This is a genomic window from Thalassolituus sp. UBA2590, assembly GCF_002339775.1.
GTDB lineage: Bacteria > Pseudomonadota > Gammaproteobacteria > Pseudomonadales > Oceanobacteraceae > Thalassolituus.
The window spans coordinates 1-25556 of the sequence record NZ_DDKU01000043.1 but is presented as its reverse complement, the minus strand read 5'-3'; the positions used below and the strand labels follow the sequence as shown (position 1 = coordinate 25556).

The window sequence follows — 25556 nt, the reverse complement described above, 5'->3', positions numbered from 1 at the left end:
TGCTGCAACTTCATATATCCCACCCCTTACGACAAAACGCTATTCGAGTTATAAAAATATAAACAAATATTCCTTTCCAGAATAGATGACAACCTCTACATTGTCGCATTCTGTACTATACGCACCCAGATTAGACGACTCAGATGGATTTTCTGCTTTATATCGGTGCCGGCGCTGCCGTCGGCTTTATTGTAGGCATGACCGGCATTGGTGGCGGCGCATTGATGACGCCACTGCTGCTCAGCTTTGGCTTCCCAGCGCATACCGCTGTCGGAACCGATCTGTTCTACGCGGCATTAACGAAGGCCGGCGGAGCGTATAGCCATCACAGACAAAAGCACGTCAATTGGGGGTTGGTCAAACTTCTTGCTGCTGGCTCAATACCCGCCGCACTAATTACCGGCGCCCTTCTTCATGTGTTCTTCAATGACGCTGAAGACTACGGCCACCTGCTGAAAAACGCCCTCGGCATCATGCTGGTCATGACTGCCGTCGTTATCTTCATGAGAACACGCATTCAAGCCTTTGCGGCGGCCCGCAACGCCCGCAACCTGAGTCGATTCAGACCAGCCGCAACTATCGTCATGGGCATCCTGCTCGGCATATTCGTTACACTCTCGTCTGTCGGCGCTGGCGCTATTGGTACAGCCATCCTCATGATTCTCTACCCTGCACTCCGGGGCACTCACATCGTCGGCACCGATATCGCTCACGCCGTTCCACTGACACTCGCTGCTGGCCTTATCCACCTGGGCCTTGGCAATGTCGACTTCCAACTACTCGGCGCACTGCTCCTGGGTTCCATTCCAGCCATCCACTTCGGAAGCATGATCAGCCGCAAGGTTCCTGACGCAATACTGCGCCCTGCTCTTGCAAGCATTCTGTTTTTCATGGGTGCACGGTACATGCTCCAGTAACAATACTTGCGCCCCAACCAAACAAAGCGCCTGCTCTGTCAGCTGAGTCAGGCGCAACGAACCACCGCCCGCCAACACGCTGTCAAATCCTGACTAAACTCTTACTCCAGTGCATATACATAAAGGAGTGAGAGCATGTCTGACCAACAACTTATGACCATCGAAGAAGTCGCAAAGTACCTCGAAATCAAAACTGTGACAGTTAAGCGCTATGCTCGCGAGGGACTCCTCGACTCATCAGGAGGCAGCGAGCCAATGCTTTTCGAAAGAAATAAAGTAGAACGATTCAAGGACATTCAAAGCCGTCTTCGCTAAAAATTAACTTTACTTAACCCCAGCCAGGCTATTAAGCTTAAGCACGAATAAGCTAACTTAATATCTAATTATGAAAACAACTGATGTTGTCGCCTGGTTCGGAACCAAAAAAGCCATTGCAGAAGCCTGTTCTGAAGACGGCTGGAAGCTGACCGCTGCGGCGGTCTCCCAATGGGGAGAAGAGCCGCCAGCAGGTCGTCAGAAGCAAATTGCTGCCCTGACCAAAGGGCAATTGACCGCAGGCTCAGCCCCCTCCCAACCTGAGACAACACCAGCCCAACCGTCTGAAGGCCAACAGGAAATGACTGACAATCGCATTGAAGATCTCAATATTGAGTCCATCGCGACTCTGGTAACCCCAACTCAGCTCAAAGAAGAGATGCCTATCTCTGAGCAAGCTGTCGAAAGCGTCTGTAAAGGCCGCCAGGCCATTCGCGACATCCTGGATCGTAAAGATCACCGCATTTTTGTTGTGGTCGGCCCCTGCTCCATCCACGACGTAGATGCAGCTAAAGACTACGCTCAGCGCTTGCGGGATCTGGCAGAAGAAGTCAGCGATACCCTCTACCTTGTAATGCGCGTTTACTTTGAAAAGCCTCGCACTACCGTTGGATGGAAAGGGCTGATTAACGACCCGTACATGAACGACACTTTCAAAATCCAGGACGGTCTGCATACCGCGCGTCGCCTTCTGATTGATCTTGCAGAGCTCGGCTTGCCACTATCCACTGAAGCGCTGGACCCGATCTCACCACAGTACCTTCAGGATCTGATCGCATGGTCAGCTATTGGCGCACGCACTACAGAATCCCAGACACACCGAGAGATGGCTTCAGGCCTTTCATCGGCCGTTGGCTTCAAGAACGGGACCGATGGCAGCCTGACGGTTGCTACTAACGCACTGATGTCTGTAGCCAACCCACACCGCTTCCTTGGTATCGACCAGAGCGGCCAGGTTTCAATCGTTTCAACCAAGGGCAACCCTTACGCACACGTCGTGCTGCGCGGTGGCGGCGGTAAGCCAAACTACGATTCAGTGAACGTCCAGATTGCAGAAGACGCACTGTCTAAAGCGGATCTTGCGCAGAACATCATGATCGACTGTAGCCATGAAAACAGCAGCAAGAATCCGGCACTGCAGCCATTGGTCATGGACAATGTCAGCAACCAGATCCTTGAAGGCAACAAGTCCATTATCGGCCTGATGGTTGAATCAAACATCAAGCACGGGCGTCAGAATATTCCTGCCAACCTGGATGATCTGGAGTACGGCTTATCGGTAACAGACGGCTGCATCAGCTGGGAAGAAACTGAAGATGCAATCCGCAAAATGCGTGAGAAGCTGAAAGATGTTCTCCCTGGGCGCACAGCCGGCTAAAAACAAAAAAGGCCTCTCACGAGGCCTTTTTTATTATTTGTCGTAATCCATAGTCATTCATCGAAGATGCCAAACTCATCTTCAAACTCATCCTGCACCTGCCCATCATTGACCAGATACTCACGGCTCTGAAGATACGCACTACGGATAAAGAGATAACGGTCGCCGGTAATAAACTGCTCAGATTCAATCAGATCTGAACGAAGGTCGAGCGCTTTTAAGCCCAGCATCGCAGCATCTTCACCGAGATTGTCGCCAAAATAGGTATACGACAGGCCGGTGTAATAGTCGCCGACATGTCCTACAGAATGACGCAAGGTACGTGGCCCAAAGAACGGCAATACCAGATAAGGCCCATTGCCGACCCCCCAGTAACCGAGAGTCTGCCCGAAGTCTTCACGATGCTTTGGCAGACCGATGTGCGTCGCCACATCGAAAAAGCCGAAAAACCCAACCGTACTGTTCACCAGAAATCGACCCACGGCCGTAGCTGCCCTAGAGAATTTAAGCTGCGCGACATCATTCACACTGGTAAGAGGGTCAAGCGCGTTCTGGTACATATTCGTAATGCCGGTATCTACCACCACAGGGGTCACCGCGTTGTACCCCCTTGCTACAGGCACAAAGAATTTTCGGTCCAGGTAATCATTGAAGGCGAAAATTTTGCGATTGGTTTCTTCAAAAGGATCGTATTCCTCTTCAGCTTGAGCAGGCAACGCCGCGAGGCCAATGGTAACCGTTCCAATCAGCGCAACAAGGGAATGAAAATACATAAGATGACGTCCTGTTTTTGTTGCGCTCATAATGTCAGAAACCGACCAGAACGTCAGCTTTTACTGTCTCACGAGCGGATAACACCTTGCCGGTGCCAGTCACCCAGAACCTGCAGCGCCCCCTGAAGAGCAACATCTCCATCCAGCCCAGCCTGAGACATTACCGATTCAACGGCCTGTCGTGCAGTCAGCATCGGTTCAGCCCGTGCAGTTTCGAGAATCATAAGTGACAAAGGAGTGCAGCTGATAAACCGTACTTTATCAGCCAGGTCACGATAAACGACAAACCCCGACATCTGTTCCGAGACCTCAGGTTCAAACCCTGACACCTGATGAACCGGGTACTGATAACACGCAGCAATCGATGCAGGATTAATTAAAATTGGCGAGTCCGGATCAAAGAGACCATCAGGCTCACCTCTGAACCCTTCAACATCCATCACATCAACGGCCAGCTCCAGCCACTCATAGTGAGCTAGCTCTGCCAGATATGGAAACTCACCAAGAATACTTTGCTGTGTCACCAACCATGCCAGAAATTCCTCACTTATTTCGAGAAAAAGCGGAGAGTTTGACTGGTGATCACGAAAAAATGCCCGCGAATATTCCTTCCATCGCTCATCGCCGACAGCCTCTTTGCAGACAGGAAAAGTACCATCGAGAAAGCCACAGACACTGTTAAAAAAAAGCTCCCGATAAATTTTGAGGCCCGGCTGTTCACCGAAGCTTTCATCACCATCAGTGCGAATATCTTTCGCGAACGCACGCTGCATCTTCGCCAGATCAGACATGCAGTAGCGCCTCCTGGAGAGTCTTAATCTGCGAGACCTCTGCAAACATTTCGTCGAGGTCAGGAAAATTAAAATCCCGTTCCAGAAGCGTTGGTCTCATCCCGTGTGCATCATAAGCCGCTGATAGCAGTGCCCAGACGGGCTCAATAACATCTGCACCATGGGTGTCTACCAACAAATTCGAGGAAGGATCAGCATCACTGGCGTCCGATGTATCCTGATAGTGGCCAGCGACATGGTAATACCGGATTTTATCGCTCGGCATACTGCGAATGTACTCTTCAGCGTTGTACCCGTGATTTGTTGAATTAACGTAGACGTTATTCACATCAAGGAGTAACTCGCAGTCGGCAGCTTCAAGCACCGCTTTGACGAATTCTGGCTCTGCCATTTCGCGTCCGGGCTCAACATAAGCCGAAACATTTTCTATCACCAGGCGCTCACCAAGAATGTCCTGCACTCTCATGATTCGCTCACTGACGTACTTGACAGCTTCTTCGGTAAACGGAAGCGGCATAAGGTCGTACAGATGGCCATCGTCTGAGCAGTAACTCAGGTGCTCGCTATAGACCGCCACCTTATGCTCTTTCAGAAAGTCTTTTACGTCACGGACGAACGCTTCGTCCAACGGAGCAGGGCTACCAATAGACAACGACAGTCCATGGCAGGCGAATGGATAGCGTTCAGTAAAATAGCGGAATTGGCGGCCCAGACGACCACCAACCCGTAACCAGTTCTCGGGCGCGACCTCAAAAAAATCGACGGGGACTTCAACGCCGTTTTCTATGCGAGACTGCAATTCTGAGATAAACCCTCGGCGCAGACCTAATCCTGCGCCCGTGATCTGGTGGCGATTCATATCAGCGCTCAGCTCTCTTTTGCACCGCCGCACTTACCTTCGCCGCACTTGCCTTCTTTTTCAGACTTGACACCGCACTTACCTTCGCCGCACTTGCCTTCTTTTTCAGACTTGGCACCGCACTTACCTTCGCCACACTTGCCTTCTTTCTCAGACTTAGCACCACACTTACCTTCGCCACACTTGCCTTCTTCATCGGCCTTGGCGCCACACTTACCCTCGCCACATTTGCCTTCATGGTGCGCAGCCACTTTGTAACCCTGATTCAGTTCTGCAGAAGCAAACGGGTTTTCAGCAGCATTAACGCCTGCAGCTGAAACAGCGGTAACAAACGCCGTTCCGAGAACAGCAGACATCAGCTTGTTGGTATCTTTGGTAGAGTTTTTCATAGCAGTTTCCTTTTCAGTGTTAGGGGCAAAAGGTGCCCGTATGTATCCTGTACGTTCCAAAGCACAGGTTGGATTCAGTATGTCAGACGATTTTACTGTTACACACCGCATTTTTTGAGCCAACAGTCAGTTATTACGCTCAGAGACCCGCCTGAACGATCTCATGCCAACGTTTGTTAAGGCGCTTAAGCGATACCGGCTCTTGTGTACCCAGCGGTTGCGCGAATAACGACACTCGCCACTCCTCAAGCAGCCACCGGAACTCCTCAAGGGCTTCCTGATTTGCACCGCCACGATCTACCGCTTCTTTCCAAGGCACATAGACCGACTCGAACTCAACCATGGACTGACGATCACGCGCAAGGTTCCCTTGCAGCTTATCAATCCGATACTCCATAGCCCGCAGATAGCGGGTGAAACACTTCAACCTTGGCCATGGCACTTCGACAAGAAACCCCGGAGCCAACAGGCGTTCCAGATGGGCTTTGGTATCACTGAACGCCATGGCCTTATCCATTGTTACGGCGCCCCTGAGGCTCTTAAGCACACCATGCCGAATCTTCAACCACTGAACAAACTGGGTAAGCAGCTCTTCCAGATGTTGATGTAGTCGGCTACGTCGCTGAATTCTTACATCAAATTCTTCAGGCGTCCGCGGCAGAGCCTCATCAAGAGGTAGCATGATATGGGTATACACCGCATCAACAAGCTCGCGTGTTATCTCGCCCTCAGAGCCCATCCCTTTAGCAAGAAGCCAGTGAGGCTTCATTTGGGTCTGAATAGCTTGGCGAAGATCGCGATCCATTCCTGCAAGCTGCTGGCGAATCAGGGCCAACACCCCTTCACGATGCGAAACCTCGGCCTGAGATTCACTATTCTCTGTTGTCAGGACTACCGTGTCGCCGTCGCTCTTAAGGCATGGGTAAGACCTCACAGGCAAGCCGGCCACTTCGGCCTCGGTTGACTCCGGCAATGCACCAAAGTCCCAGTCATTAACCGTATGCCCGGCAAACCGATCATCAAGAAGGACGTATTCAGAAGTCTCTCCGCTAACATCAACACTCTCAATAAGCGCGGCCAGGTCTCTGCTTTCGGCGATAACATCATCGCCGTTGAGAACCCTGAAGTTCATTTTCAAGTGAGACTCCAGCGCATCACTCATCAGCTCTTCTGGCGTTACACGCTCGGGCCTTAAGGTCTGTTTCAGAAATTCCGCCAGCTGGATATAGAGTCCACCCTTGGAAGCTGCAGCCTGATTCAGAAAGCGGGTTGCCGTATCTGGCACAGGTACAAACTGCTTCCGCACTGGCTTTGGCAACGCTTTAATAATGGCTACAACTTTTTGGTGAATAAATCCCGGAACCAGCCATTCTGTCAGCCTTTCATTAACCTGAGGCAGCATCTGAGCAGGAACGGTTAAGGTCACCCCATCGTCGGGGCTTCCGGGCGCAAAGGTGTATGACAACGGAAAATTAATACCATTAATCTCCAGCTCTGCGGGGTAATCATCACTGGATATACCGCGAGCAGCATCCGACAGAAGAAATTCACGAGTAAGATACAATTGCCTTTTATCGGCGTCTGACGCACGTTTAAACCAACTTTCCAATGCTCTGCGGGAAAAAACACCCTCAGGAAAATATCTCTCGTAAAAATCAATCAGCGCATGATCATCAATCACGAGATCACGCCGGCGCGATTTTTCTTCGTACTCAGTGACCTCTGCAATCAGTTCAATGTTTTTGCGATAAAATTCAACATCAGATTTAAGCTGCTGCGCGACGAGCGCTTCTGTAATAAGAATCTGTCGACTTTCCTCAGGGTGGGTTTTTGAGTAATCTACGCGTTTTTTCGGGTTTACAACCAGGCCATAAAGGGAAGACTGTTCCGTCGCTACAACCTGACCTCGCTGCTGTTGCCAATGTGGTTCGAAGTACTGATATTTAAGTAAGTCACGGCCGCATTCTTCAATCCATTCGGGCTCGACTCTGGCAACCATACGAGCAAACAGCTTACTGGTTTCAACCAGCTCTGCAGCGACCAGCCATTTGGGCGGTTTCTTATAACCGGCACTCCCCGGCGCCATCACGAAACGTCGGTTACGAGCACCTATATATTCCTTATGCTCCGCCCTGAAACCGATATGACTTAACATCCCAGAAAGAATGGCTTTGTGCAACGCGTCATAAGAAGCAGGCTCGGAATTTGTCGATATATCCATATCACGCAGCATCAGATGCAGCTGTCGATGAATATCCCGCCATTCGCGCATCCGCATATAAGACAGATAATTTTTCTTACACCACTTGCGTAGTTGACTCTGACTCAGTTCCTGGCGCTGTGTTTCGAAGCCATTCCAGAGATTAATCAGCGTTGCAAAGTCGGAATCATCATCCGCCCATTGCTTGTGCTTCTCAGCAGCCGCCTGTTGTTTTTCCTGCGGCCTTTCTCTTGGATCGGCAACAGTCAGGGCTGCGGCGACGATCATCATTTCAGTCGCACAATTTCTCTGCCCTGCGGCAATCAACATGCGTCCGATACGTGGATCGACCGGTAACCGAGCCATGGTCCTGCCCGTGCTGGTGATTTTCTTTGCGTTATCGACGGCACCGAGTTCGGACAGCAGTGTATATCCGTCTTTTACAAAACGATCGTCAGGTGCATCAACAAATGGGAATTTCCGAATGTCCCCCAAGCGAAGATTCAACATCTGCAATATCACGGCTGCAAGATTAGTGCGACGAATTTCCGGATCGGTAAATTCTGAGCGCGACAAAAAATCCTGCTCGTCATAAAGCCGGATGCAGGTTCCGGGCTCTATACGGCCGCAACGCCCTGCCCTTTGATTTGCACTCGCCTGAGAAATCGCTTCAACCGGCAGACGCTGCACTTTGGTGCGGTAGCTGTAACGACTGATTCTCGCGACACCGGAGTCGATAACATAGCGAATGCCGGGGACCGTCAGAGAAGTTTCAGCCACATTGGTACTGAGCACGACGCGCCGCCCGCCATGAGGGCGAAATATTCTCTGTTGATCAGCAGAACTCAACCGTGCATACAGCGGTAGAATATCCGTCGCGGGCAATTGCTGACGTCTGAGGAATTCAGCACACTCCCTGATTTCCCGCTCTCCGGGCAGAAACACCAGGGTGTCACCCGGACTACCCTTAGCCTTGTCGATTGAGCGCAATTCTTCGAGCGCCTCAGCTATCCCTTCGAATAAAGAGCGATCTTCCTCGTCATCGTCATTCCGAACCAGTGGACGATAGAGAACATCAACAGGATGTGTCCGGCCCGACACCTGAATCACCGGAGCGTCATCAAAGTGCTGAGAGAAGCGCTCAACGTCAATGGTTGCAGAAGTAATGATGACCTTAAGGTCTGGACGCTTGGGCAATAACTGCTTGAGATAACCCATCAAAAAATCAATATTCAAGCTACGTTCGTGTGCTTCATCGATAATGATGCAGTCGTATTCATTCAGGAAGCGGTCGTGCTGCGTCTGAGCCAGTAGAATACCGTCCGTCATGACCTTAATACGGGTGTCATCGCTCGACTGGTCTGTAAACCTCACCTGATAACCCACTGTCTCACCTAGTGGGCTGTTTAATTCATCAGCAATCCGCTGTGATACTGAGCGCGCAGCAAGGCGTCGCGGCTGTGTGTGGCCAATCCGTCCATACACACCCAACCCCGCTTCAATACACATTTTCGGTAACTGAGTCGTCTTACCCGAACCTGTTTCACCGGCAATGACGACCACCTGATTTTCAGAAATCAGAGACAGAATCTCTGACCTCTTCTCACAAACAGGCAGGTTCTCAGGGTAATTAAGTGCAGGATTAGTACTTCGGGCTGCAACCGCTTGCTGACTTTTTTCTATTCTGGAGACCAGCTTAGCCAACTGCGTTTGCTGTTTATCAAGGGGTTCTTTTTCAATGCGACGAAGTGCGTTACGGACCGGGTGCCGATCGCGGATAAGACAATGCATCAGGGATTTTTCGAGTTCAGAGAACATCTTGGTTACTTCGGTAGACATGTATCCCGCCAGTCAGAAACAAAAACGCCCCGGAAACCGGGGCGCTCAGTGTAACACGTCGCAAAGCCTTATTTGTGCTTGGCCAGCTCCTCGTCACGAAGCTCACGACGCAGGATCTTACCAACATTCGTCTTCGGCAGTTCGTCACGGAACTCAACGATCTTAGGCACTTTGTACGCGGTGAGATTCTCTCGACAGAAGGCAATAACATCTTTCTCCGTGAGCGATGGGTTGCTCCGGACAACAAACACTTTCACGGCCTCAGAGCTTTTAGGGTCTGGTATACCAATAGCAGCTGCTTCAACAATGTCTTTATGGGAAACAATGACGTCCTCCACTTCGTTCGGATAGACATTAAAGCCAGAGACGATGATCATATCTTTCTTACGGTCAACGATTTTGAGGTAGCCATCGTCGTTGATAACGGCCATGTCACCCGTCTTCAACCACCCGTCTTTGGTCATTGTTTCTTCAGTCGCTTCAGGACGCTGCCAGTAGCCCTTCATGACCTGAGGTCCTTTCACACACAATTCACCAGCTTCTCCGAGGGGCAACTCATTACCTTCTTCGTCGATCACCATACAGGCTGTATTCGCAACAGGCATACCAATGGTGCCCTGCTTGATGCGTGTGGTCGGGTTAAAGGATACGATTGGCGAGGTTTCGGTCATGCCGTAACCTTCAGCTACTTCACACCCTGTCACCGCTTTCCACTCATCAAAGGCAGCTTTGGTCAGCGCCATACCACCTGACACAGTCAGCTTGAGTTTACTGAAGTCCAGAGCACGGAAATCTTCCTGAGCGCACAGCGCGACAAAGAGAGTGTTCAGGCCAACAAATCCAGTGAAGTCTGTTTTCTGCAGGGTCTTAATAAAGCCAGGAATATCACGGGGGTTCGGGATCAGGATACTGTGATTACCAGTCTGCAGAAGCACCATGCAATGCATGGTGAACGCATAAATATGATACAGAGGCAGAGGACAGATAACCGTCTCTTCACCCTCACTCATAACCTGTTTGAATACACCGTATGCTTGCGCCATGTTGGCCATCAGGTTGCCATGGGTAAGCATTGCGCCTTTTGCAACGCCTGTGGTGCCGCCCGTATATTGCAGTACAGCGATATCATCTGATGTCGCAGGTGCACTCGTATAGGGCTTACCTTTACCTTTGCTGAGTGCTTTGCGCAGTGGAATCGCGCCAGGAATATTTGCCGCAGGCACTTCCTTTTTTACGTACTTAAGCACTGTATTGATCAGGGTTCTTTTCAGCGGACAATGCATGTCACCGACGTTTGTCACAATGACATGCTTAATGCCTGTTTTAGGAACGACACGCTCCACCTTGTCACCGAAGTTAGCCAGCACAACCAGAGCTTTAGCACCTGAGTCGTTAAACTGGTGCTCCATCTCGCGCTCGGTGTAGAGAGGATTGGTATTTACAACGATGATCCCAGCTCGCATCGCGCCAAATACGACGACCGGGTATTGCAGTACATTCGGCAGCTGAACCGCAATACGATCACCTGCCTGAAGAGACGTTTCGTTCTGAAGGAAAGAGGCGAACGCAGCACTTTTTTCATCCAGCTGGGCATAAGTCATGGTCTGCCCGAGACATGTAAACGCTGGCAGTTCAGCGTACTTTTTAACGAAACCATCAAAGATTTCGGTAATGCACGAAAACTCATTAACGTTGACTGTCTTTGGATACCCCTCGGGGTAACGCTCCTGGAAAAACTGTTCGTTCATCTCTACCTCCAATCACTGAAATTATCTGCGGCGCAAACCGACGTCATTGCTTTCAAGTTTAGCGGCATTGCGTCAAGTGGGCCAGTATCCGATACGGATAAAAAAAGCCCGGCATCTGCCGGGCTTCTGGGTATCAAGGGTTAAAGCGGATTGGATATTCCACCTTAGTAACCTCGACGTTAGGTCGGCTTTCAAACGCCATTTGCTGGCATTTGAGTTCAACACTGCGAATCAGTCGAGCGTCTTTAATTTCGCTCTTCGCAGCTTTACAGGAAGTCACTGAGCCATCCGGCTGAATCGTCAGCGCAAGAGTTACAGAGCCCTCGAGCGTCGGATTCTTACGTAAAGCCCGACGATACAACCTGTCGTAGTGTACGTTGTATGCTTCGAACACCAGTCTGAGCTCTTCCTGGCTACGTTTCTTCGACTCTTCTGCTGCGGCAACCGCCTCTGCTGCCACCTCAACCGTCGTTGTCGCGCGATCACCAAGGTTCTCTCCTGACGTGACATTGGTCAGCGATGCTACATCCACACCACCAGAGCCCCGGCTCGCCGCTGTGCGATCCACTACTGAGCCGACGTTAGTCGCCTGAGTACCCTTAGTACTGAGCGATGAACTTGAAGTGCTCAGCGCAGTAGTAGGAATCGCCGAACGCAAGTCACTCAAAGCCTGAAGTGCCTCGGTACCCACTGCATCACGTGCTTTCTGCTTGGCTGCCTGACGCTGCTGCTCGGTTGCTTCAACTTTCGGCTTAGGCTCGGGTTTAGGTTCCGGCTTTGGCTGAGGTTTCGGTTCTGGCTTAGGCTCAGGCTTGGGCTCTGGCTCGGGTTCAGGTTCCGGCTTAGGCTCAGGTTTAGGTTGCGGCTTCGGCTCGGGCTTTGGTTTAGGAAGCTCAAGCTTCTTACGCTCAATGACCTTAGCCAACTGCGGTGGCAACTCTTCAAGTTCAGACCTGTCTTTTTCAGGCAGATCGATAAAGGGAACCACAACACCAACCAATAACATCAGCGCCAGCAGTACGCCCAGAATCGTCCAGAGGCGGCGACCGTCTTCTCCGTCTGTCCATGGCAACTCAGGGGTGCGATAAATACTGCTCATCACGCACCTCCCGGCTGCTTCTGATTGACCGCCAGTGAGATATTGGCAAAGCCAGACTCGGCACAAGTACTCATAATTCTTTTCAGGACTGAGTATTCCGTTGCCTTGTCACCCACAATCGTCACTGGACGACTGTCTTCACCCTCGGCAATTGGTGTACGACTGGCCTGATATTCAAGCTCGGAGAGCAAGGAAGGAATAACCTCCTCATTCCCCAGCTTAACCGCAGACAGTTGTGCCACAGAACGCCCCTGAACAAGAAGGTCGGTATCTGTCACCAGAACCGTCAGTTGCTCTTCAGGCTTGTTCTCCGATACAGATACGGGGAGCTCAACGCTGTCCGTATTCTGCACTTCCACCTCTGACTGATTCACCATGAGGAAGAACACCAGAATGGTGAAAATATCCATCAGGGCTGTCAGGTTCAGACCATTTTTGTTGGCATTACGTTTGTGATTGCGCTGCATGCGCTTAGCGCGACGTGACATTTTCATGGTGCCACCTCCTGCGCGTCTGCTTCACCCAGAGAAATATCCGGGAACAGCACAGCATCTACCAGGGACGCAGCAACAACAGCAGGGTAAATGCGCACGGTATCCATAACGGTTACCAACGTCTGGTAATCCGTATTGGGCTCTGCAAGCAGAGTAATGTCTCTTTTTTCTGCAAATTCAGGATTTTTCTTGGCTTTCTGAAGGGCTTCTGAAAGGCCTTCGTAGTCAAGTTCTCCAGACTGAGCAGGAATAGAAGCCAGTTCAACTGTCTCTTCCTGATAAGTCCGGGATAGAGTAAATCCTGTCTTCCTGATCGTCACTTCAAGCGTGACATCCTCCGGGTTAACGGCGCCTGGCTCATCGCCAGAAGGTAACCTGAGATCCAGTACGGCCAGCTGCGAGAAAACCATGTTCATCAACAGCACTGGCACCAGCACGATCATCAGGTTCATGAAGGATGTTACGTTGAGTTCCGCCTCTTCTCTGATTTTCTTATGGCGTCTCATCGAACGACTCCTGATTAACCGTTATTTGAAGGAGTGCCGTTTTGTCCTGCCTTTTTATCCGTGATGGTATTTAGGAACTTAACGCCTGCCATCTCGATGCTATCGACGATTTCAGATGTTTTGGTCTGAAGGTAGCTATGCAGCAGAATCAGAGGGATGGCTGCAATCAGACCAAATGCGGTTGTGTTCATCGCGACAGAAATACTTTGCGAAAGAAGTTCGGCTTTCTCAGCAGCCGGCGCACTGGCGACTGCGGTGAATGCCGCGATAAGACCCATAATAGTACCTAGCAGACCCATCAGGGTTGCGATATTAGCAAGGGTCGCAATATAAGGCGTGCGTTTCTCCAACTGAGGAATCGCTTCCATCAGTCCTTCTTCCAGCGCGTACTCAACCTCTTCACGACGCTGGGCCGTCGGGATACGCTGGATGCCGGACGCAAAAATATTAGCGATATGAGTATCAGAGCTGTTGGCGTAGTTGAGCGCTGAACGCAGATCACGTTTCTGCAGCATGGGGTACATCTCATCGAAAGCACGACGGTTACCCGACTTTTCTTTTGCGAGGACGAGCAAACGCTCAATTGCGACAGCGAGACCGATTACCATGATGATTGCAATCGGGTACATAAACACACCACCTTCCTGAAGGAAGCGAATGATGGAATCCATTGGATATCTCCGGTTCTGATACTATTGTTGTTCTGATAGGCAGCTCATTAAGCTGCACACGGGCTGATTTAACCATTATTTCTCTGCAGAAAAAACCGCAGTTCATTCTATTTCCAGGACTTCGTTTAGCCTTGTGACGTGATCCTCTTTTTCGTTATAACGCTTCCCATAACGTATCTCGCGTTTCAGGCTGTCACGGGTTAATGGTCGGAACCAGTGACGATTGAAGCTGGTAACAGGCTCATACAGTCGCCCCGTTCCCGGAGGCGGCTGCCAGGCATTAATATAGAGGACATTGGGATTTTCGCTATTCCCACGAATCGTCATTCCCTGCAGGCGAACGACATCATCGTCAGCAGACAATGCTTCTGTACTGATAAGCATCAAAGGTAAAAGCAGAGGTATAAGCAAAGTCATCAGGTATCTCATATTGCCTCCCCTTCGGCCGCGCCCTGTTCAGAAGTTGTTGAATCAACGGGCGCAGAGTTCTCGTCTACCTGCTGAGGCATAACCGCCTCATCAGCGGGTACTACTTCTTGAGAGTTTTCTTCATCGACAACACCCTCTTGGGCGCTAATGTCGGTCACCTGGCTTTGTATTACGCCATCCGTAGTTTCGTCGGCTGGCGTTTTTAACGAGCTATACCATTCATCAATACTTGCTGGATCAGCCTCGTCGACACCGGCCCGCCGCGCCAGGTCGACCACCCAGATATTTAACTGCTCGTTATCAGGCATCAATCGACGCGCCTTACGGTAAAATTCAAGCGCGTTCTCAAGGTCGTTACGATACAGATCCAGAAGGATCCCAAGGTTGTAATAGTGGCGCCCTTCATCGGGATCACAATCAATAGCGGCGTAATAACTCGCTTGAGCATCATCAAAACGCCCCAGCTCACGATAAGCTACACCGCTCAACGAATGAACCGGGCAAAAAGTCGGATCTATAGTTTCAACCTGCTCGTAAGCGGTGGCGGCCTCTTCATAATTGCCTAGCTGATAATGCGCGAGCCCCAGGTTACTCCACACTCCCGGATACTGGCCAAAAACAACTGACATATCTGCCCAGTGCTGCAAGGCCTCATCAAAGCGTTCGTCTTCCATAAGCGACAAACCATTACGGTATTCGTTTTCAACCCCCTCTGGAAGAGGTTCAGCAACAGGCTGACCATCAGGGCCAAGTTCTGCCGAATCCTGGATTGCAGGCTTATTCGACGCACAGGCGCTCAATAATAGAATCAGTAACGCACTAGCGAATCTGATCAACATAGGTCACCGCTTTTTCTTGTTTGTCGTATTGGCCCGGCATCAATCTAGCCATAGACCGGAAACTTTTCTTAACCCATTCATCATAGAGGCCATCATAGGTCCTGCTGATATTGGTCTGATGAATATCAATCGCAGCTTCTTCCAGAGGAAATGCCTGATCCTCGAGCAGGAAGGTGTATTCTTCTTCTTCGAGTTCGTCCATGCCCGCTGGACGTTCAGATTCCATCAAACCGCGACTGAACTTGGCATACATATCACCAATATGAAAAGTCGCAGGCGTGGTAAATTCCAGAACTTCCATTTCAACGGCCTGGGTGTATCGTTTTAGTGCACCTTGCATAGCGTTGTTCTTACGCACAATACTTTTTGCCAGTGGCAGACTGATTTCTATTTCATCGAATCGACGTCGATCAAACTCACCCAATTCAAAGGCCGCCTTAGAGGCCAAATAACGCGACCGATCAGTCTTATCATCACCAGCGCGAGAATGGAGGCTGATAATTTTGTCTAACCAGAAACGGCGTTTGTCTTCTTCACCAAGCTTCGCGTATATCTGATCAAGCTTATAGTGCGCTTCAATAGCGGGATCAAAAGGACGTTTGTACGTATGTGCATAGCGTCGATACATTACGATAGCGTTATCGTAATCCTCGGCCTTTTCGAAATACTCCGCCGACTGGAAAGCGGCGATTCGTTTCTCTTCATCATCCGTCCCAGAATCCGAGATAGATTTCAATTCAAAGGCTGCCTGGCGCCACTCACCCTGCCCCTCATAAGCAATAATTAATTTACTGCGAATATCGTCAGCGAATTTACTGTTCGGGTGATTTTCACGGAATCCAAGAAGCACTTTTTCAGCACGCTCAAAATCTTCGACCTGCATTAACAGGGTCGCAGCATCGTATTCTGCGTTCTCACGGAGATCACTCTCGGGCACAACCTCGGCCAGCCGCAACCATTGCGCTACGGCTTCTTCGGGATTTTCTTCCTGCGCAGCTTCGCCCTGTTTATAAATTGCAGCCGCTGACTTCTGGCGAAGATCAGCGCGCTGCTTACGATTCAACTCTGAATACTCAGAGGCAGCAAGAAGCGCTGCTTCAGCCTCTTCAAACTTTCCAAGTTCGAAGGCTGAATGTCCCTGTACCAATGACGCTCCGTAAGAATAGCGAGGGGGTAACTCAACACCACTTTCCTGTGCAAGCCGGGCCGTCGTTAAAGCCTGACCGTAATATTCATCTGCAAGAAGCATTTCTGCGGTATTTACCAGTACGGTGCCGCGGCGTTCGTCCTGCGGAAATTCGAGGACAAATCGCTTAGCACTTGCTACGGTCAGCTGACGCCAGCGCGCTTCTTCTTCGGGCGTTGGCTTATATTTATTGTAAGCAAGCAACGCCGCATAACCTGCTTCAGCCGCGTTTTCGTAGAACGGATATTGATAAGCAACAATTTCATAGTTGTTGCGTGCATCATCGTAATTTCCAATCTCGTATGAAATTTCAGCCAGTAAGAAGTGTGCTTTTACCGCATCAGGTGCTTTAGGGAATGAGCGGATATATTCACGGTACCAGCCGGCGGCCTGCTCCAGTCGTTCACGCTTATCACGCGCTGATTTTGTTTGCTGACCCCAGCCGTGCGCAAAGGTGGCGAGATCCCAGATATAGTCACCCAAAGCAACGGTAATCAGAGTGCGCACTTCTTCACCATGGGTCTCCCAATAAGGGGATCCGACACCGAAACGTTCGATAAAGATCTCTTTGTGCTTCCTGCGCAGCATCGGGTATCCGGCTTTTTCATATCCTGAAATCAAACGACGATAATAGAGCGGAGCTCGATCGTCATCCGGGAATCGATCAACAAATGCCCGCAGGGTTGATGCCGAGCTTTTGTAGTATTTCTTTTCGTAATACTGATTAGACAGTTCGGCGTAAATCCGATATTCGAAGTACCTGGTACCGTGCTCATCATAGAAGCGAGCAATTTCGTTCCAGTCGCCGAGATAATCGAACATTAATGCCATGATCCGAAGCGTATCATTCAATACTTCCAGTTCGGCACCGTCCGCAGCCATCAACGTTTCATCGTCTGGGAAATGCTCATCAATCATCTCCGTAAAGGAGAGCAAGCTATCTTCTAGTCGATTTTGCTTAAACAATGCCCAGCCGCGAAAATACTGCGCATCAAGGTAATACGGATTACCTTCGGGACCGAACTCTACGACCTGGGTGAAGCGACTTTCGGAAGCTTCGAAGTCGTTGACGTTGTAAAGCATTCTCCCCAGCCGGAACTGTGCTTCGAGATAGTAAATAGACTCGGGGTAACGCTCGGTTAATTCTTCGAGCACAGCGATGGCCTGATTTTGCCGACCAGCCAACGAATACGCTTTTGCCAATTGATAATAGATGGTGTCGTTATCTATTCGATCGGGATAGAGTTCAAGGAGGGCTTCATAATCGCCAATAGAGGCTTCGGCCATCTCCCGATCTTCTTCTACCATGGCAAGGATATCATCACCAAACTGATCCATTCGGATCTCGTCCCATTGTAGCTTCAGGCCGGCGATACGGTGCGCTACACGAACGCGCAATTCAGGATCAGTGGATACTTCCAGATAGGATTTATAGCTGCGAATCACATCACGATGATCTAAACCCAGAGGTTCATCGGACGCTGTGCGAACGGTAAGCGTGCCAATGTCTGAGATATACTTACGCTCGTCTTTTTTACCCAACCAACTACAGCCAGAGGTGACTACTACAAGCATTACTAATACCAGAAAACGGAACAACATTACTTAACCGCCTCCTGTTTTTCATTTTCAGGCTCATAGTCGAGCGAGCCAAATTCATTCTGTAGTGAATCGTCGTAGAGGCGAGCCAGCGCCAGGCGCGCCTGTGCGAGATAAAGCGTCAGGCGTTCATCGAGCTCTGTAAGGTGCTGTTTTGTCATTTCCGTCAGGAGTGCTTCCTGATCACGCTGAATCTCTGCGACATTTGAATCCAGCGCGGCAACTCTCTGCTGCAATACACCGACGCGTTCAGGAAATCCACGCCATGAACTATCCGCCCAAATCAGGGATGTACGTGTATTCTCTAATTGGCGGAATAATTTGTCAGTTTCAGAGCGCAATATCATATGGTCGCGCTCGGTATCCCACTTACGTTGAGGCTGCGCTTCATATATTGACCAGAGCTGCAGCCCCCTCATCCGTCGCCAGCGTTCTTTATATGGCGCAAGATCACGGGTCGGCGTGCCTATTTTCTGGAGCGAAGTAACCGCAGGAACAACGCTTCTTAAACGCTCGATGCGGGCTTCATCACTTCTGGATGCGTAAGAGAAAACCGTTTCATCTTCGTCCAGGAGTCTGTCCTGAACAGCAAGAATGCTTCGAAGAACATCCATCTGACGCTCTTCGAGTTGTTCCAGCAGGGCCTCACCACCCATCGCTTCGAGATTCTCCCGGCGCTGGACGAGGATATCTTCCCACAAGGTCAACTCACGCATCGCTTCTGCGAGATCAGCACGGATCCGATCAAGGTCATGAAGCCGCGCCAACTCTTGTGTAAACGCTTCTTCTTTCAGTAATCCCTGAGCAAAACGCGTTACCTGGCTTTGTGGCAGATCACCAAGCGCCTGTCTCTGCCAGCCCCAATTCTCAGTTTCATTCGACTGGCGCCACTCATCAAGCCAATTACCCAGTGACTCTTCCTGGTTGAGTTGTTTCAGCTCCCCAACCATATCAGTCAGGCGCGCCTCAACACGTTCGTATGCCAGAACAGACTGATTAACAGCATCGATCAACTCAAGCGTGTGGGGTACAGCAAGATAGGATTCAACAACCGCAGGATGGTATTCATCGTAGAGCTGCTGCAGGATACGCCAAGGCTGAATAGCATCTTCGTAGCGCCACTGAGCCAAAAGATTCCATCCGTAATGCAATAAGGCGGGCGGAGTAAATACCGATTCCAGCGTCACGTCTGAAAAATAGCGGTTAGCCATTGCATGCTTATCCCGCTCCATCGCAGCAATACCAGAAATCAGCAGAATGCGATCACGCAGAGCCGTGCCTTCTTCGTTGTCTGGCAGGTAGAAAATCGCTTCATCGATCGTCGCTTCGATGTCGCGACTTCTGAAATTCTGCCGAACCATCGCCAGAATCAGGTTGTAGCGCGCATACCCCGTCCAGATACTGGCATCTTCCATACCCTTGACTACGATCAGCGCTTCTTCGACCCGGTCCTGCTCACTGATACTACTGGCCAGGAGGTAAGAAAGCTCCTGGTCATAACGCCGGCTGAGAGCAGGCGATGCTGCCAGTGCATTCCGTGCAGCCTGCTCTGCGCGGCCGTAGAAACCTGCACTGAAAAGGCGTTGCGTCAAGAAATACCAGGCGTCTCCAGATGCGCTTCCGCCCTCTTCAAATACAGCGTAAAAAAGATCTTCTGCCTGATCCTCGAGCCCAAGCGACAGGTAGACGGCAGCCCTCATAACCTCAGCTTCGGTCTCGGGCGTTGTGTCGCTCCCAATAAGCTCTTTCCATTCGCGTAAATAATAAAGCGTCTGGTAATACTCACCGACGAGGTAGGAATAATAAAAATTACCGCGCAGAAGTCGTTTTTCAGCGTCTTCGTTGACGCCGATACCTTCGATATCATCGAGGTCAATATCGATATCGTCTTCCGCTGTGTCCTCTGCATGTAAACCCACACTGAACAGAGCCAGTGGAGTCAACAGAAGTAGAAGTAATAGTCTCTGCATCAAATTACCAGTACTTCAGCTGTAACCGTGCACTCTGCAAGTCATCTCGGTCGACGATCAGGAGCTCTGTAATAAGCGGTTTACCGGTTTTGCTGATCATTTCAGTGATCGCAAGTTCACGCCCCTGACCTTGATGGTCGACACCGCGAATTGTCACAGACACTTGATGCTTGCCCGGTGCAAGGTTGAGATCACCCAGAGGCTGCACCGCGCCCATACGCAAGGCTTTTACCTGACGTTCAGTATACAGATGCTGGAGTTCAAGCTTGCCATCTACCGAGAGTTCAACTGACAGAGGTTCAAAATATTCACCGTGATTAAGAGTCACATGAAATGCCGCCCGAGTCGTGGCTGGGCTCAGAAGCTCCCGCTCCAGCTCGTAGAGGTCACGATTAAGCTCAAGTACGGCCTCTTTTGCTGTCATCACCTGTTCGCGTACCGCTGCGTCCTCTGCCATAACCACCGAGGCAAACAGCATGCTCAGAACTAACAGAAATTTCATTTTTTACTCCGGTTGCTGATAGTCACGACCCTGGCTCATCCAGCGCATCACTACCTGCTCTGTTTCCTGATAATTGTCGTCGAGATCACCTGTAATCAGGTGATCCAGGCGCCCATCAGCATTAATCAACATAACCGCAGGGCGCTCTTCAAACATCCAGCCCTGACGCCACTTTGGCTCATATTTCAATACTGGAATACGCATATTTGGCGGCTGGCGCTTTCCCTTAGGGGTCCAGACAAACCAACCTTTTAGCCCTTCAATTTCCAGACTCTCAGCAAGAAGCTGATATCTGACGAGGCGCTCGGAACATTCATCACAATCCCCCAGCCATATCAACATCAGATAAGAACCGCGGGCTTCCTCAAGTCGCTGACCAAAGCCGTTCGTCGCCGGCAAAGTAAAGTCCGGAACCATATCCCCCGGTTTCAGACTTTCAGACGCCTGCAGCTGGAGAGCCAGGCCGATCAATAATACAAACCGAGCGAGATATCCCACTGCGTGCCCCCATCAGATTCGAGAGACTGAAGGCGCTCATCGTCGACCAGAAACTCACGAACACCTATTCCCGTCCAGATCCGCTCGCCATGAAACTGCACGCTCAGGCCAAGCGATGCATAACGACCACTGGTATCACCGGAATGTTGTTCACCTGCATTAAGTTCCGCTGCCAGCACCCACGGCACCGCACGAACTCCGCTAGTACTGGCAGTCCCCTGAAGGAGCGCGTAACCCGCACCTGCTGAGTAACGAAGCAGCTCTTCGTCATCACTTCGCACTTCCTGGCCGTCATTAATCACAGCGCGTGTGCTGAACTGGCCAATCTGAGCTTCACCCAACAAATACCATTTTTCACCGGCAAAATAGCGCGCGGTAAAAAGAATCCCCGGCTGCGAATCATTGTTATACGCCAGAGTATTGGTGTAACCCACGCTGAAGACACCGTGTTCAACTTCAGTCTCACTCAAATCATCAAGACCGTTCCTCTGACTGCCCGGACTGAACACCTCCGCCGCAGCACTGAGCGAACAAAACGCCATGCCAGCGAGCCCCACCGTCCGCCAAAAAGAAGTCATAAACGCAATCTCCAAACTATTGATACTGACCTGTGGGTTGTCATTTCACTGTCTAATGTGGCGCTTATTTCGCCGCGAGCACCAAAATCAAAATACCGGGCAACCCGCCACATTGATTCAACACCTACGCCCCCGACCCAGACAGGCTCAGCCGTGTCAGACCAATGTGTGTTGCCTCGCTCACTCTGGGCATAACCGGCAAACGCGTTCCAACTAAAAGTTATGTGGTCTGCGGGCTCAGCGAACTGAGTAATTATGCCAGCATCAAACATTGACCATGCTGAACCCCCCTCTGGGGCGCGAGTGTAGCGCACAGAGCCATACTCTCCGAGGACAGGAAACAACCATCCGAGGGAATAGGCACTGGCGGTTGAAAGGGCCACTTCGAGTCGATTTTTCCCGGGGCGCGCGTCATTGACTAGCTTCCAGAGTTCATCGCGGGGAAAGGTTTCGAGCAGATGAAGGTCATCGACATGCAGCCAGCCACTGTTCCGCCCATCAGACGCCTTAACCCAGCTACCACGACGAGCGACCACTTCAAGGCGACGGTATGGAGTGACTTCGTAGATGACAGGAAAGGCCTCAGACGGCCCATTGCGCAGGCCTATGTAGACCTGCTCAGCAGCAACCGGCTTAACACCCCCAAGAGTGATTCCTGTAGCAATCAGCAATGTCAGCAGTGGTGAAAACAAGCGTATCGCCTGCATGTAAAACATCCTGCATTCTTTATTATTTTCCGGGAAAACCTGCCCTCTCTGACAAGCTCCTCCGACTTCTATTTTCAGCTATTTGCTGAGAAATCTCATGGCACCCTCAAGACCTGACAGGGTCATGGGATACATTTTGTCTTTGACCAATGTGCGGATCGCCCCCAGCGAACCGCCATTCCCCCAATGGTCTTCCGGCGCTGGGTTCAACCAGACCAGCTTATCGAAATGATTCGCCATGCGTTCCATCCAGACCGCACCCGGCTCTTCATTCCAGTGTTCGACGCTCCCCCCCGCATGAGTGACTTCATACGGCGCCATCATGGCGTCGCCCACAAAGATAACGCGGTAATCCTGTCCATACTTGCGCAAAATGTCCCATGTTTCTGTGCGCTCGTTCATACGGCGGATATTATTTTTCCAGACAGACTCATACAGGCAGTTATGGAAGTAAAAGGTTTCCATATGTTTGAACTCGGTACGAGCGGCCGAGAACAGCTCTTCACAAACACGAACGTGAGGGTCCATAGACCCACCGACATCAAAAAAGAGCAGTACCTTCACAGCGTTGTGCCGTTCTGGAACCATTTTAATATCGAGCATACCTGCGTTGCGCGCGGTAGAACTGATGGTGTCATTCATATCAAGCTCATCGGCTGCGCCCTGGCGCGCAAACCGACGAAGACGACGCAACGCTACTTTGATGTTCCGTATACCGAGCTGTACGTTGTCATCGAGATTTTTGTAATTTCTCTGTTCCCATACTTTCGCCGCTTTTTTATGACGGGAACGATTCTGATCAATACGAACCCCTTCCGGGTTGTAACCTTCAGCACCAAACGGTGATGTTCCGCCTGTACCGATCATTTTATTTCCACCCTGATGGCGCTTTTTCTGCTCTTCGAGGCGCTCCTGCAGGGTTTTCATCAGTTCATCGAAGCCGCCCAGCGATTCAATCTTCGCCATTTCCTCTTCAGAGAGCAGCTTCTCCATTTCTTTGCGCATCCATTCGGCAGGGATACTGGCATCATCAAACAATGAAGGCAGCGCTTCGATACCCTCAAAGTAAGCAGCAAACGCCTTATCGAACTTATCGTAGTGTTTTTCGTCCTTTACAAGAATCAAGCGCGCAAGAGCATAAAACTCTTCAAGATCTGCAAAGGCTACCCGCGCCTGAACCGCTTCAACGAGGTCAAGGTACTCGCGAATCGAGCATGGTACTTTTGCGCGACGAACCGTATCGAAAAAGTCGATCAGCATGATCAGCCCCGACGGCGACTCATAAACGCAAGACGCTCCAGCAAGTGCACATCCTGCTCATTCTTCACCAGAGCACCCGCCATTGGTGGAATTGCCTTGGTAGTATCGTGATTCCGCAATAACTCGACGCCGAGTTCATCGGCCATCAGCAGCTTCAACCAGTCAACCAGTTCAGAAGTTGACGGTTTTTTCTTCAGCCCTGGTACTTTGCGCACGTCAAAGAAGACTTCAAGCGCGTCATTGATCAGTTCCGCCTGAATATTCGGAAAATGCACATCAACGATCGCCTTCATCGTTTCGCGATCTGGGAAGTCGATATAGTGGAAGAAGCAGCGGCGCAGGAATGCGTCAGGCAATTCTTTTTCGTTATTACTGGTAATCAGAATAATTGGGCGGTGCTTAGCAACGATGCGCTCCTGAGTTTCATACACGAAGAACTCCATCTTATCGATTTCGAGAAGAAGGTCGTTCGGGAACTCGATATCCGCTTTATCAATCTCGTCGATCAGCAGAACAACAGGCTTATCCGCTTCAAAAGCTTCCCAGAGCTTACCTTTAACGATGTAGTTCGAAATATCATTGACACCATCAACACCAAGTTGCGAGTCGCGCAGACGACTGACGGCATCGTACTCATAGAGCCCCTGATGAGCCTTGGTCGTACTCTTGATGTGCCATTGGATAAGGTCAGTGCCCAATGAAGTGGCCAGTTGCTCTGCCAGCATTGTTTTACCGGTTCCTGGCTCACCTTTCAGCAGGAGTGGTCGCTGCAATGTAATTGCTGCGTTGACTGCCATTTGCAGCTCAGGTGTCGCTACGTATTCACCGGTACCCTGGAATTTCATCAGGACTTAACCTCTCGATCTCTGATTCTTGACTGGCCAGAGTATAAGGAGGCCGCTTTAGTACAGCAAGGCAGGACCAGAAAAAGGCTTTAAAATCAGACAGAAAGGGATAATTGTACAGAAGCCGCCTCCGGTACCGGAGGCGGTCATAATATAAGCGCTATTCTTTTTTGTCGTCCGGGAGGTCGAATTCCCCCCAGTCATCGTCTTCATCGGCTGAATCTGCTGCATCCGCTGCGGGTTCAGGACTCCCCATATCGGTGTCTCCTCCCATAGAAGCAGTGACCTTGCTTTCTTCCTCCGCTGCAGGAATTTCTTCCTCCTCCGCACCGTCAAAGTTATCAAAGTCAGCGGAATCCAGATCGGCGTCATCAAGCTGCCCTGTCTCCAGATCCAACGCTTCGCGTGCGGCTACGTCTTCCGCGCTCTCAGATTTTCCTTTGCGCCTCCCCAGCCACCACCACGCCAGCCCACCTAGAAGTGCCAGATTTGCCACCCCAAGCAGGACGTATACCCACCAGGCAACACCCGACACCTCTTCTGGCCCAACTTCTTCGACAGCAGACTGCTCACTGTATCTCGCCGCCAGATCAGGAACAATTTCATCAGATACAGGCACGACCTCAGGTTCCGCAGGTGCCTCTTCAGACGAATCAGGTTGTGCTGCAGCAGTTTCACTCACAGTAGGCTCTGGTGCGTTCTGAACAGCCGCTTGCTCACCCCTGATATCAGGTTCGCTGACCTCTTCATTCACCGGCTCTGGATCTGGCGCTTCGTTAACTGGGGTACTTACTTCAGAGACCAAAGGAAAGATCACAGGAATGCTTTCAGGTTTACTCTTAAATGTCTTACCGCTGGCCGACACTCCACGAATGTTTAGCATAACCTCGTAACTGCCTGGGCCTTTGTCGGCGACAAGCGCGAGTTCCCAGGCGCCGCTGCCTTCTGAATACTCCATAGCGTTAATCACCGAGCTACCATCCGGGCTGGATATTCTGGAAATCACCCGCGACAGAGCAGTATCTACGAGGTCACTTTGTGGGTACACACGCACGTTAAGTATCTGCTGCCCGACATCAGGAGTAACATCGACCCGCATCGGCTCTGCCAATGTCGCCGTAAGCACCTGTTTACGTTCAAACGTACGCCCTTGTGCCTGTATCT

24 protein-coding genes are annotated in these 25556 nt (G+C 50.7%); 3 read left to right on the top strand and 21 right to left on the bottom strand.

Annotated elements, in window-relative coordinates; translation table 11 throughout:
* The first annotated feature begins 143 nt into the window (after window positions 1-143).
* The 3 genes from B2067_RS03880 to B2067_RS03870 all read left to right on the top strand — a co-directional run bounded on the left by B2067_RS03880 (window position 144) and on the right by B2067_RS03870 (window position 2610).
* Complete coding sequence (locus tag B2067_RS03880) at window positions 144-917, top strand: sulfite exporter TauE/SafE family protein (RefSeq protein ID WP_301387525.1); 774 nt, start codon at window positions 144-146, stop codon at window positions 915-917.
* 135 nt (window positions 918-1052) lie between these two features.
* Complete coding sequence (locus tag B2067_RS03875; RefSeq protein WP_068439651.1) at window positions 1053-1232, top strand: helix-turn-helix domain-containing protein; 180 nt, start codon at window positions 1053-1055, stop codon at window positions 1230-1232.
* A 70-nt stretch (window positions 1233-1302) separates the two neighbouring features.
* Complete coding sequence (locus tag B2067_RS03870; RefSeq protein ID WP_297533957.1) at window positions 1303-2610, top strand: 3-deoxy-7-phosphoheptulonate synthase; 1308 nt, start codon at window positions 1303-1305, stop codon at window positions 2608-2610.
* A 53-nt stretch (window positions 2611-2663) separates the two neighbouring features.
* Here the strand turns inward: B2067_RS03870 and B2067_RS03865 are convergent, their stop codons facing one another.
* The 21 genes from B2067_RS03865 to B2067_RS03765 all read right to left on the bottom strand — a co-directional run.
* Complete coding sequence (locus B2067_RS03865) at window positions 2664-3383, bottom strand: MlaA family lipoprotein (protein WP_301378976.1); 720 nt, start codon at window positions 3381-3383, stop codon at window positions 2664-2666.
* 68 nt (window positions 3384-3451) lie between these two features.
* The gene (locus B2067_RS03860; protein WP_297533955.1) at window positions 3452-4174 is read right to left on the bottom strand and encodes a DNA-binding domain-containing protein; all 723 of its coding nucleotides are present in this window, start codon (window positions 4172-4174) and stop codon (window positions 3452-3454) included.
* Window positions 4167-5033, bottom strand: a complete 867-nt coding sequence (locus B2067_RS03855; RefSeq protein ID WP_068436270.1) for a DUF692 domain-containing protein — start codon at window positions 5031-5033, stop codon at window positions 4167-4169. Before B2067_RS03855 ends, B2067_RS03860 begins: the two co-directional genes overlap by 8 nt.
* A gap of 8 nt (window positions 5034-5041) precedes the next feature.
* The gene (locus B2067_RS03850) at window positions 5042-5422 is read right to left on the bottom strand and encodes a hypothetical protein (RefSeq protein ID WP_301387524.1); all 381 of its coding nucleotides are present in this window, start codon (window positions 5420-5422) and stop codon (window positions 5042-5044) included.
* Window positions 5423-5561: 139 nt separating this feature from the next.
* A complete protein-coding gene (gene hrpA, locus B2067_RS03845; RefSeq protein ID WP_301387522.1) occupies window positions 5562-9461 on the bottom strand; it encodes an ATP-dependent RNA helicase HrpA in 3900 nt (1299 codons plus the stop codon).
* Between the two features lie 68 nt (window positions 9462-9529).
* Window positions 9530-11209, bottom strand: a complete 1680-nt coding sequence (locus B2067_RS03840) for an AMP-binding protein (RefSeq protein WP_301387521.1) — start codon at window positions 11207-11209, stop codon at window positions 9530-9532.
* A gap of 133 nt (window positions 11210-11342) precedes the next feature.
* Window positions 11343-12308: an AgmX/PglI C-terminal domain-containing protein gene (locus B2067_RS03835; RefSeq protein ID WP_301387520.1), complete on the bottom strand. Its 966-nt coding sequence runs from the start codon at window positions 12306-12308 to the stop codon at window positions 11343-11345.
* On the bottom strand, window positions 12308-12802 hold the full coding sequence (locus B2067_RS03830) for an ExbD/TolR family protein (RefSeq protein ID WP_273087293.1): 495 nt from the start codon (window positions 12800-12802) through the stop codon (window positions 12308-12310). The genes B2067_RS03835 and B2067_RS03830 overlap by 1 nt, the downstream gene beginning before the upstream one ends.
* Window positions 12799-13308 carry an ExbD/TolR family protein gene (locus B2067_RS03825; protein WP_273087295.1) on the bottom strand — a complete coding sequence of 170 codons (510 nt, stop codon included), beginning with the start codon at window positions 13306-13308 and terminating at the stop codon, window positions 12799-12801. Before B2067_RS03825 ends, B2067_RS03830 begins: the two co-directional genes overlap by 4 nt.
* A 14-nt stretch (window positions 13309-13322) precedes the next feature.
* A complete protein-coding gene (locus B2067_RS03820) occupies window positions 13323-13979 on the bottom strand; it encodes a MotA/TolQ/ExbB proton channel family protein (protein WP_076514816.1) in 657 nt (218 codons plus the stop codon).
* Window positions 13980-14081: 102 nt separating this feature from the next.
* Window positions 14082-14396, bottom strand: a complete 315-nt coding sequence (locus tag B2067_RS03815) for a hypothetical protein (RefSeq protein ID WP_139325766.1) — start codon at window positions 14394-14396, stop codon at window positions 14082-14084.
* Between the two features lie 8 nt (window positions 14397-14404).
* A complete protein-coding gene (locus B2067_RS03810; protein WP_301387519.1) occupies window positions 14405-15247 on the bottom strand; it encodes a tetratricopeptide repeat protein in 843 nt (280 codons plus the stop codon).
* Window positions 15228-18035, bottom strand: coding sequence for a tetratricopeptide repeat protein (locus tag B2067_RS03805; protein ID WP_301387518.1), 2808 nt, complete (start codon window positions 18033-18035; stop codon window positions 15228-15230). Before B2067_RS03805 ends, B2067_RS03810 begins: the two co-directional genes overlap by 20 nt.
* Complete coding sequence (locus B2067_RS03800) at window positions 18035-20002, bottom strand: hypothetical protein (protein ID WP_301387516.1); 1968 nt, start codon at window positions 20000-20002, stop codon at window positions 18035-18037. Before B2067_RS03800 ends, B2067_RS03805 begins: the two co-directional genes overlap by 1 nt.
* Before the next feature lie 4 nt (window positions 20003-20006).
* On the bottom strand, window positions 20007-20504 hold the full coding sequence (locus B2067_RS03795) for a hypothetical protein (protein ID WP_273087310.1): 498 nt from the start codon (window positions 20502-20504) through the stop codon (window positions 20007-20009).
* 3 nt (window positions 20505-20507) lie between these two features.
* Window positions 20508-21002, bottom strand: a complete 495-nt coding sequence (locus B2067_RS03790) for a hypothetical protein (protein WP_301387515.1) — start codon at window positions 21000-21002, stop codon at window positions 20508-20510.
* Window positions 20972-21580 carry a hypothetical protein gene (locus B2067_RS03785; protein WP_301387514.1) on the bottom strand — a complete coding sequence of 203 codons (609 nt, stop codon included), beginning with the start codon at window positions 21578-21580 and terminating at the stop codon, window positions 20972-20974. Before B2067_RS03785 ends, B2067_RS03790 begins: the two co-directional genes overlap by 31 nt.
* Window positions 21577-22287 carry a hypothetical protein gene (locus B2067_RS03780; RefSeq protein ID WP_301387512.1) on the bottom strand — a complete coding sequence of 237 codons (711 nt, stop codon included), beginning with the start codon at window positions 22285-22287 and terminating at the stop codon, window positions 21577-21579. Before B2067_RS03780 ends, B2067_RS03785 begins: the two co-directional genes overlap by 4 nt.
* A gap of 78 nt (window positions 22288-22365) precedes the next feature.
* A complete protein-coding gene (locus tag B2067_RS03775) occupies window positions 22366-23547 on the bottom strand; it encodes a vWA domain-containing protein (RefSeq protein WP_301387511.1) in 1182 nt (393 codons plus the stop codon).
* A 2-nt stretch (window positions 23548-23549) separates the two neighbouring features.
* Window positions 23550-24392, bottom strand: a complete 843-nt coding sequence (locus B2067_RS03770; RefSeq protein ID WP_301387510.1) for an AAA family ATPase — start codon at window positions 24390-24392, stop codon at window positions 23550-23552.
* Between the two features lie 160 nt (window positions 24393-24552).
* Window positions 24553-25556: hypothetical protein (locus B2067_RS03765; RefSeq protein ID WP_414716523.1), on the bottom strand; the 1004-nt coding region annotated here is incomplete at its 5' end.

What these genes read in the sequence shown, in the direction of transcription:
- B2067_RS03775 (WP_301387511.1), bottom strand. Translation starts at nt 23,547, where the DNA reads ATGCTGATCGACTTTTTCGATACGGTTCGTCGCGCAAAAGTACCATGC.
- B2067_RS03815 (WP_139325766.1), bottom strand. Translation starts at nt 14,396, where the DNA reads ATGACTTTGCTTATACCTCTGCTTTTACCTTTGATGCTTATCAGTACA.
- B2067_RS03870 (WP_297533957.1), top strand. Translation starts at nt 1,303, where the DNA reads ATGAAAACAACTGATGTTGTCGCCTGGTTCGGAACCAAAAAAGCCATT.
- B2067_RS03820 (WP_076514816.1), bottom strand. Translation starts at nt 13,979, where the DNA reads ATGGATTCCATCATTCGCTTCCTTCAGGAAGGTGGTGTGTTTATGTAC.
- B2067_RS03795 (WP_273087310.1), bottom strand. Translation starts at nt 20,504, where the DNA reads ATGAAATTTCTGTTAGTTCTGAGCATGCTGTTTGCCTCGGTGGTTATG.
- hrpA (WP_301387522.1), bottom strand. Translation starts at nt 9,461, where the DNA reads ATGTCTACCGAAGTAACCAAGATGTTCTCTGAACTCGAAAAATCCCTG.
- B2067_RS03835 (WP_301387520.1), bottom strand. Translation starts at nt 12,308, where the DNA reads ATGAGCAGTATTTATCGCACCCCTGAGTTGCCATGGACAGACGGAGAA.
- B2067_RS03800 (WP_301387516.1), bottom strand. Translation starts at nt 20,002, where the DNA reads ATGCAGAGACTATTACTTCTACTTCTGTTGACTCCACTGGCTCTGTTC.
- B2067_RS03865 (WP_301378976.1), bottom strand. Translation starts at nt 3,383, where the DNA reads ATGTATTTTCATTCCCTTGTTGCGCTGATTGGAACGGTTACCATTGGC.
- B2067_RS03825 (WP_273087295.1), bottom strand. Translation starts at nt 13,308, where the DNA reads ATGAGACGCCATAAGAAAATCAGAGAAGAGGCGGAACTCAACGTAACA.
- B2067_RS03805 (WP_301387518.1), bottom strand. Translation starts at nt 18,035, where the DNA reads ATGTTGTTCCGTTTTCTGGTATTAGTAATGCTTGTAGTAGTCACCTCT.
- B2067_RS03840 (WP_301387521.1), bottom strand. Translation starts at nt 11,209, where the DNA reads ATGAACGAACAGTTTTTCCAGGAGCGTTACCCCGAGGGGTATCCAAAG.
- B2067_RS03855 (WP_068436270.1), bottom strand. Translation starts at nt 5,033, where the DNA reads ATGAATCGCCACCAGATCACGGGCGCAGGATTAGGTCTGCGCCGAGGG.
- B2067_RS03875 (WP_068439651.1), top strand. Translation starts at nt 1,053, where the DNA reads ATGTCTGACCAACAACTTATGACCATCGAAGAAGTCGCAAAGTACCTC.
- B2067_RS03770 (WP_301387510.1), bottom strand. Translation starts at nt 24,392, where the DNA reads ATGAAATTCCAGGGTACCGGTGAATACGTAGCGACACCTGAGCTGCAA.
- B2067_RS03780 (WP_301387512.1), bottom strand. Translation starts at nt 22,287, where the DNA reads ATGCAGGCGATACGCTTGTTTTCACCACTGCTGACATTGCTGATTGCT.
- B2067_RS03880 (WP_301387525.1), top strand. Translation starts at nt 144, where the DNA reads ATGGATTTTCTGCTTTATATCGGTGCCGGCGCTGCCGTCGGCTTTATT.
- B2067_RS03810 (WP_301387519.1), bottom strand. Translation starts at nt 15,247, where the DNA reads ATGTTGATCAGATTCGCTAGTGCGTTACTGATTCTATTATTGAGCGCC.
- B2067_RS03830 (WP_273087293.1), bottom strand. Translation starts at nt 12,802, where the DNA reads ATGAAAATGTCACGTCGCGCTAAGCGCATGCAGCGCAATCACAAACGT.
- B2067_RS03785 (WP_301387514.1), bottom strand. Translation starts at nt 21,580, where the DNA reads ATGACTTCTTTTTGGCGGACGGTGGGGCTCGCTGGCATGGCGTTTTGT.
- B2067_RS03860 (WP_297533955.1), bottom strand. Translation starts at nt 4,174, where the DNA reads ATGTCTGATCTGGCGAAGATGCAGCGTGCGTTCGCGAAAGATATTCGC.
- B2067_RS03850 (WP_301387524.1), bottom strand. Translation starts at nt 5,422, where the DNA reads ATGAAAAACTCTACCAAAGATACCAACAAGCTGATGTCTGCTGTTCTC.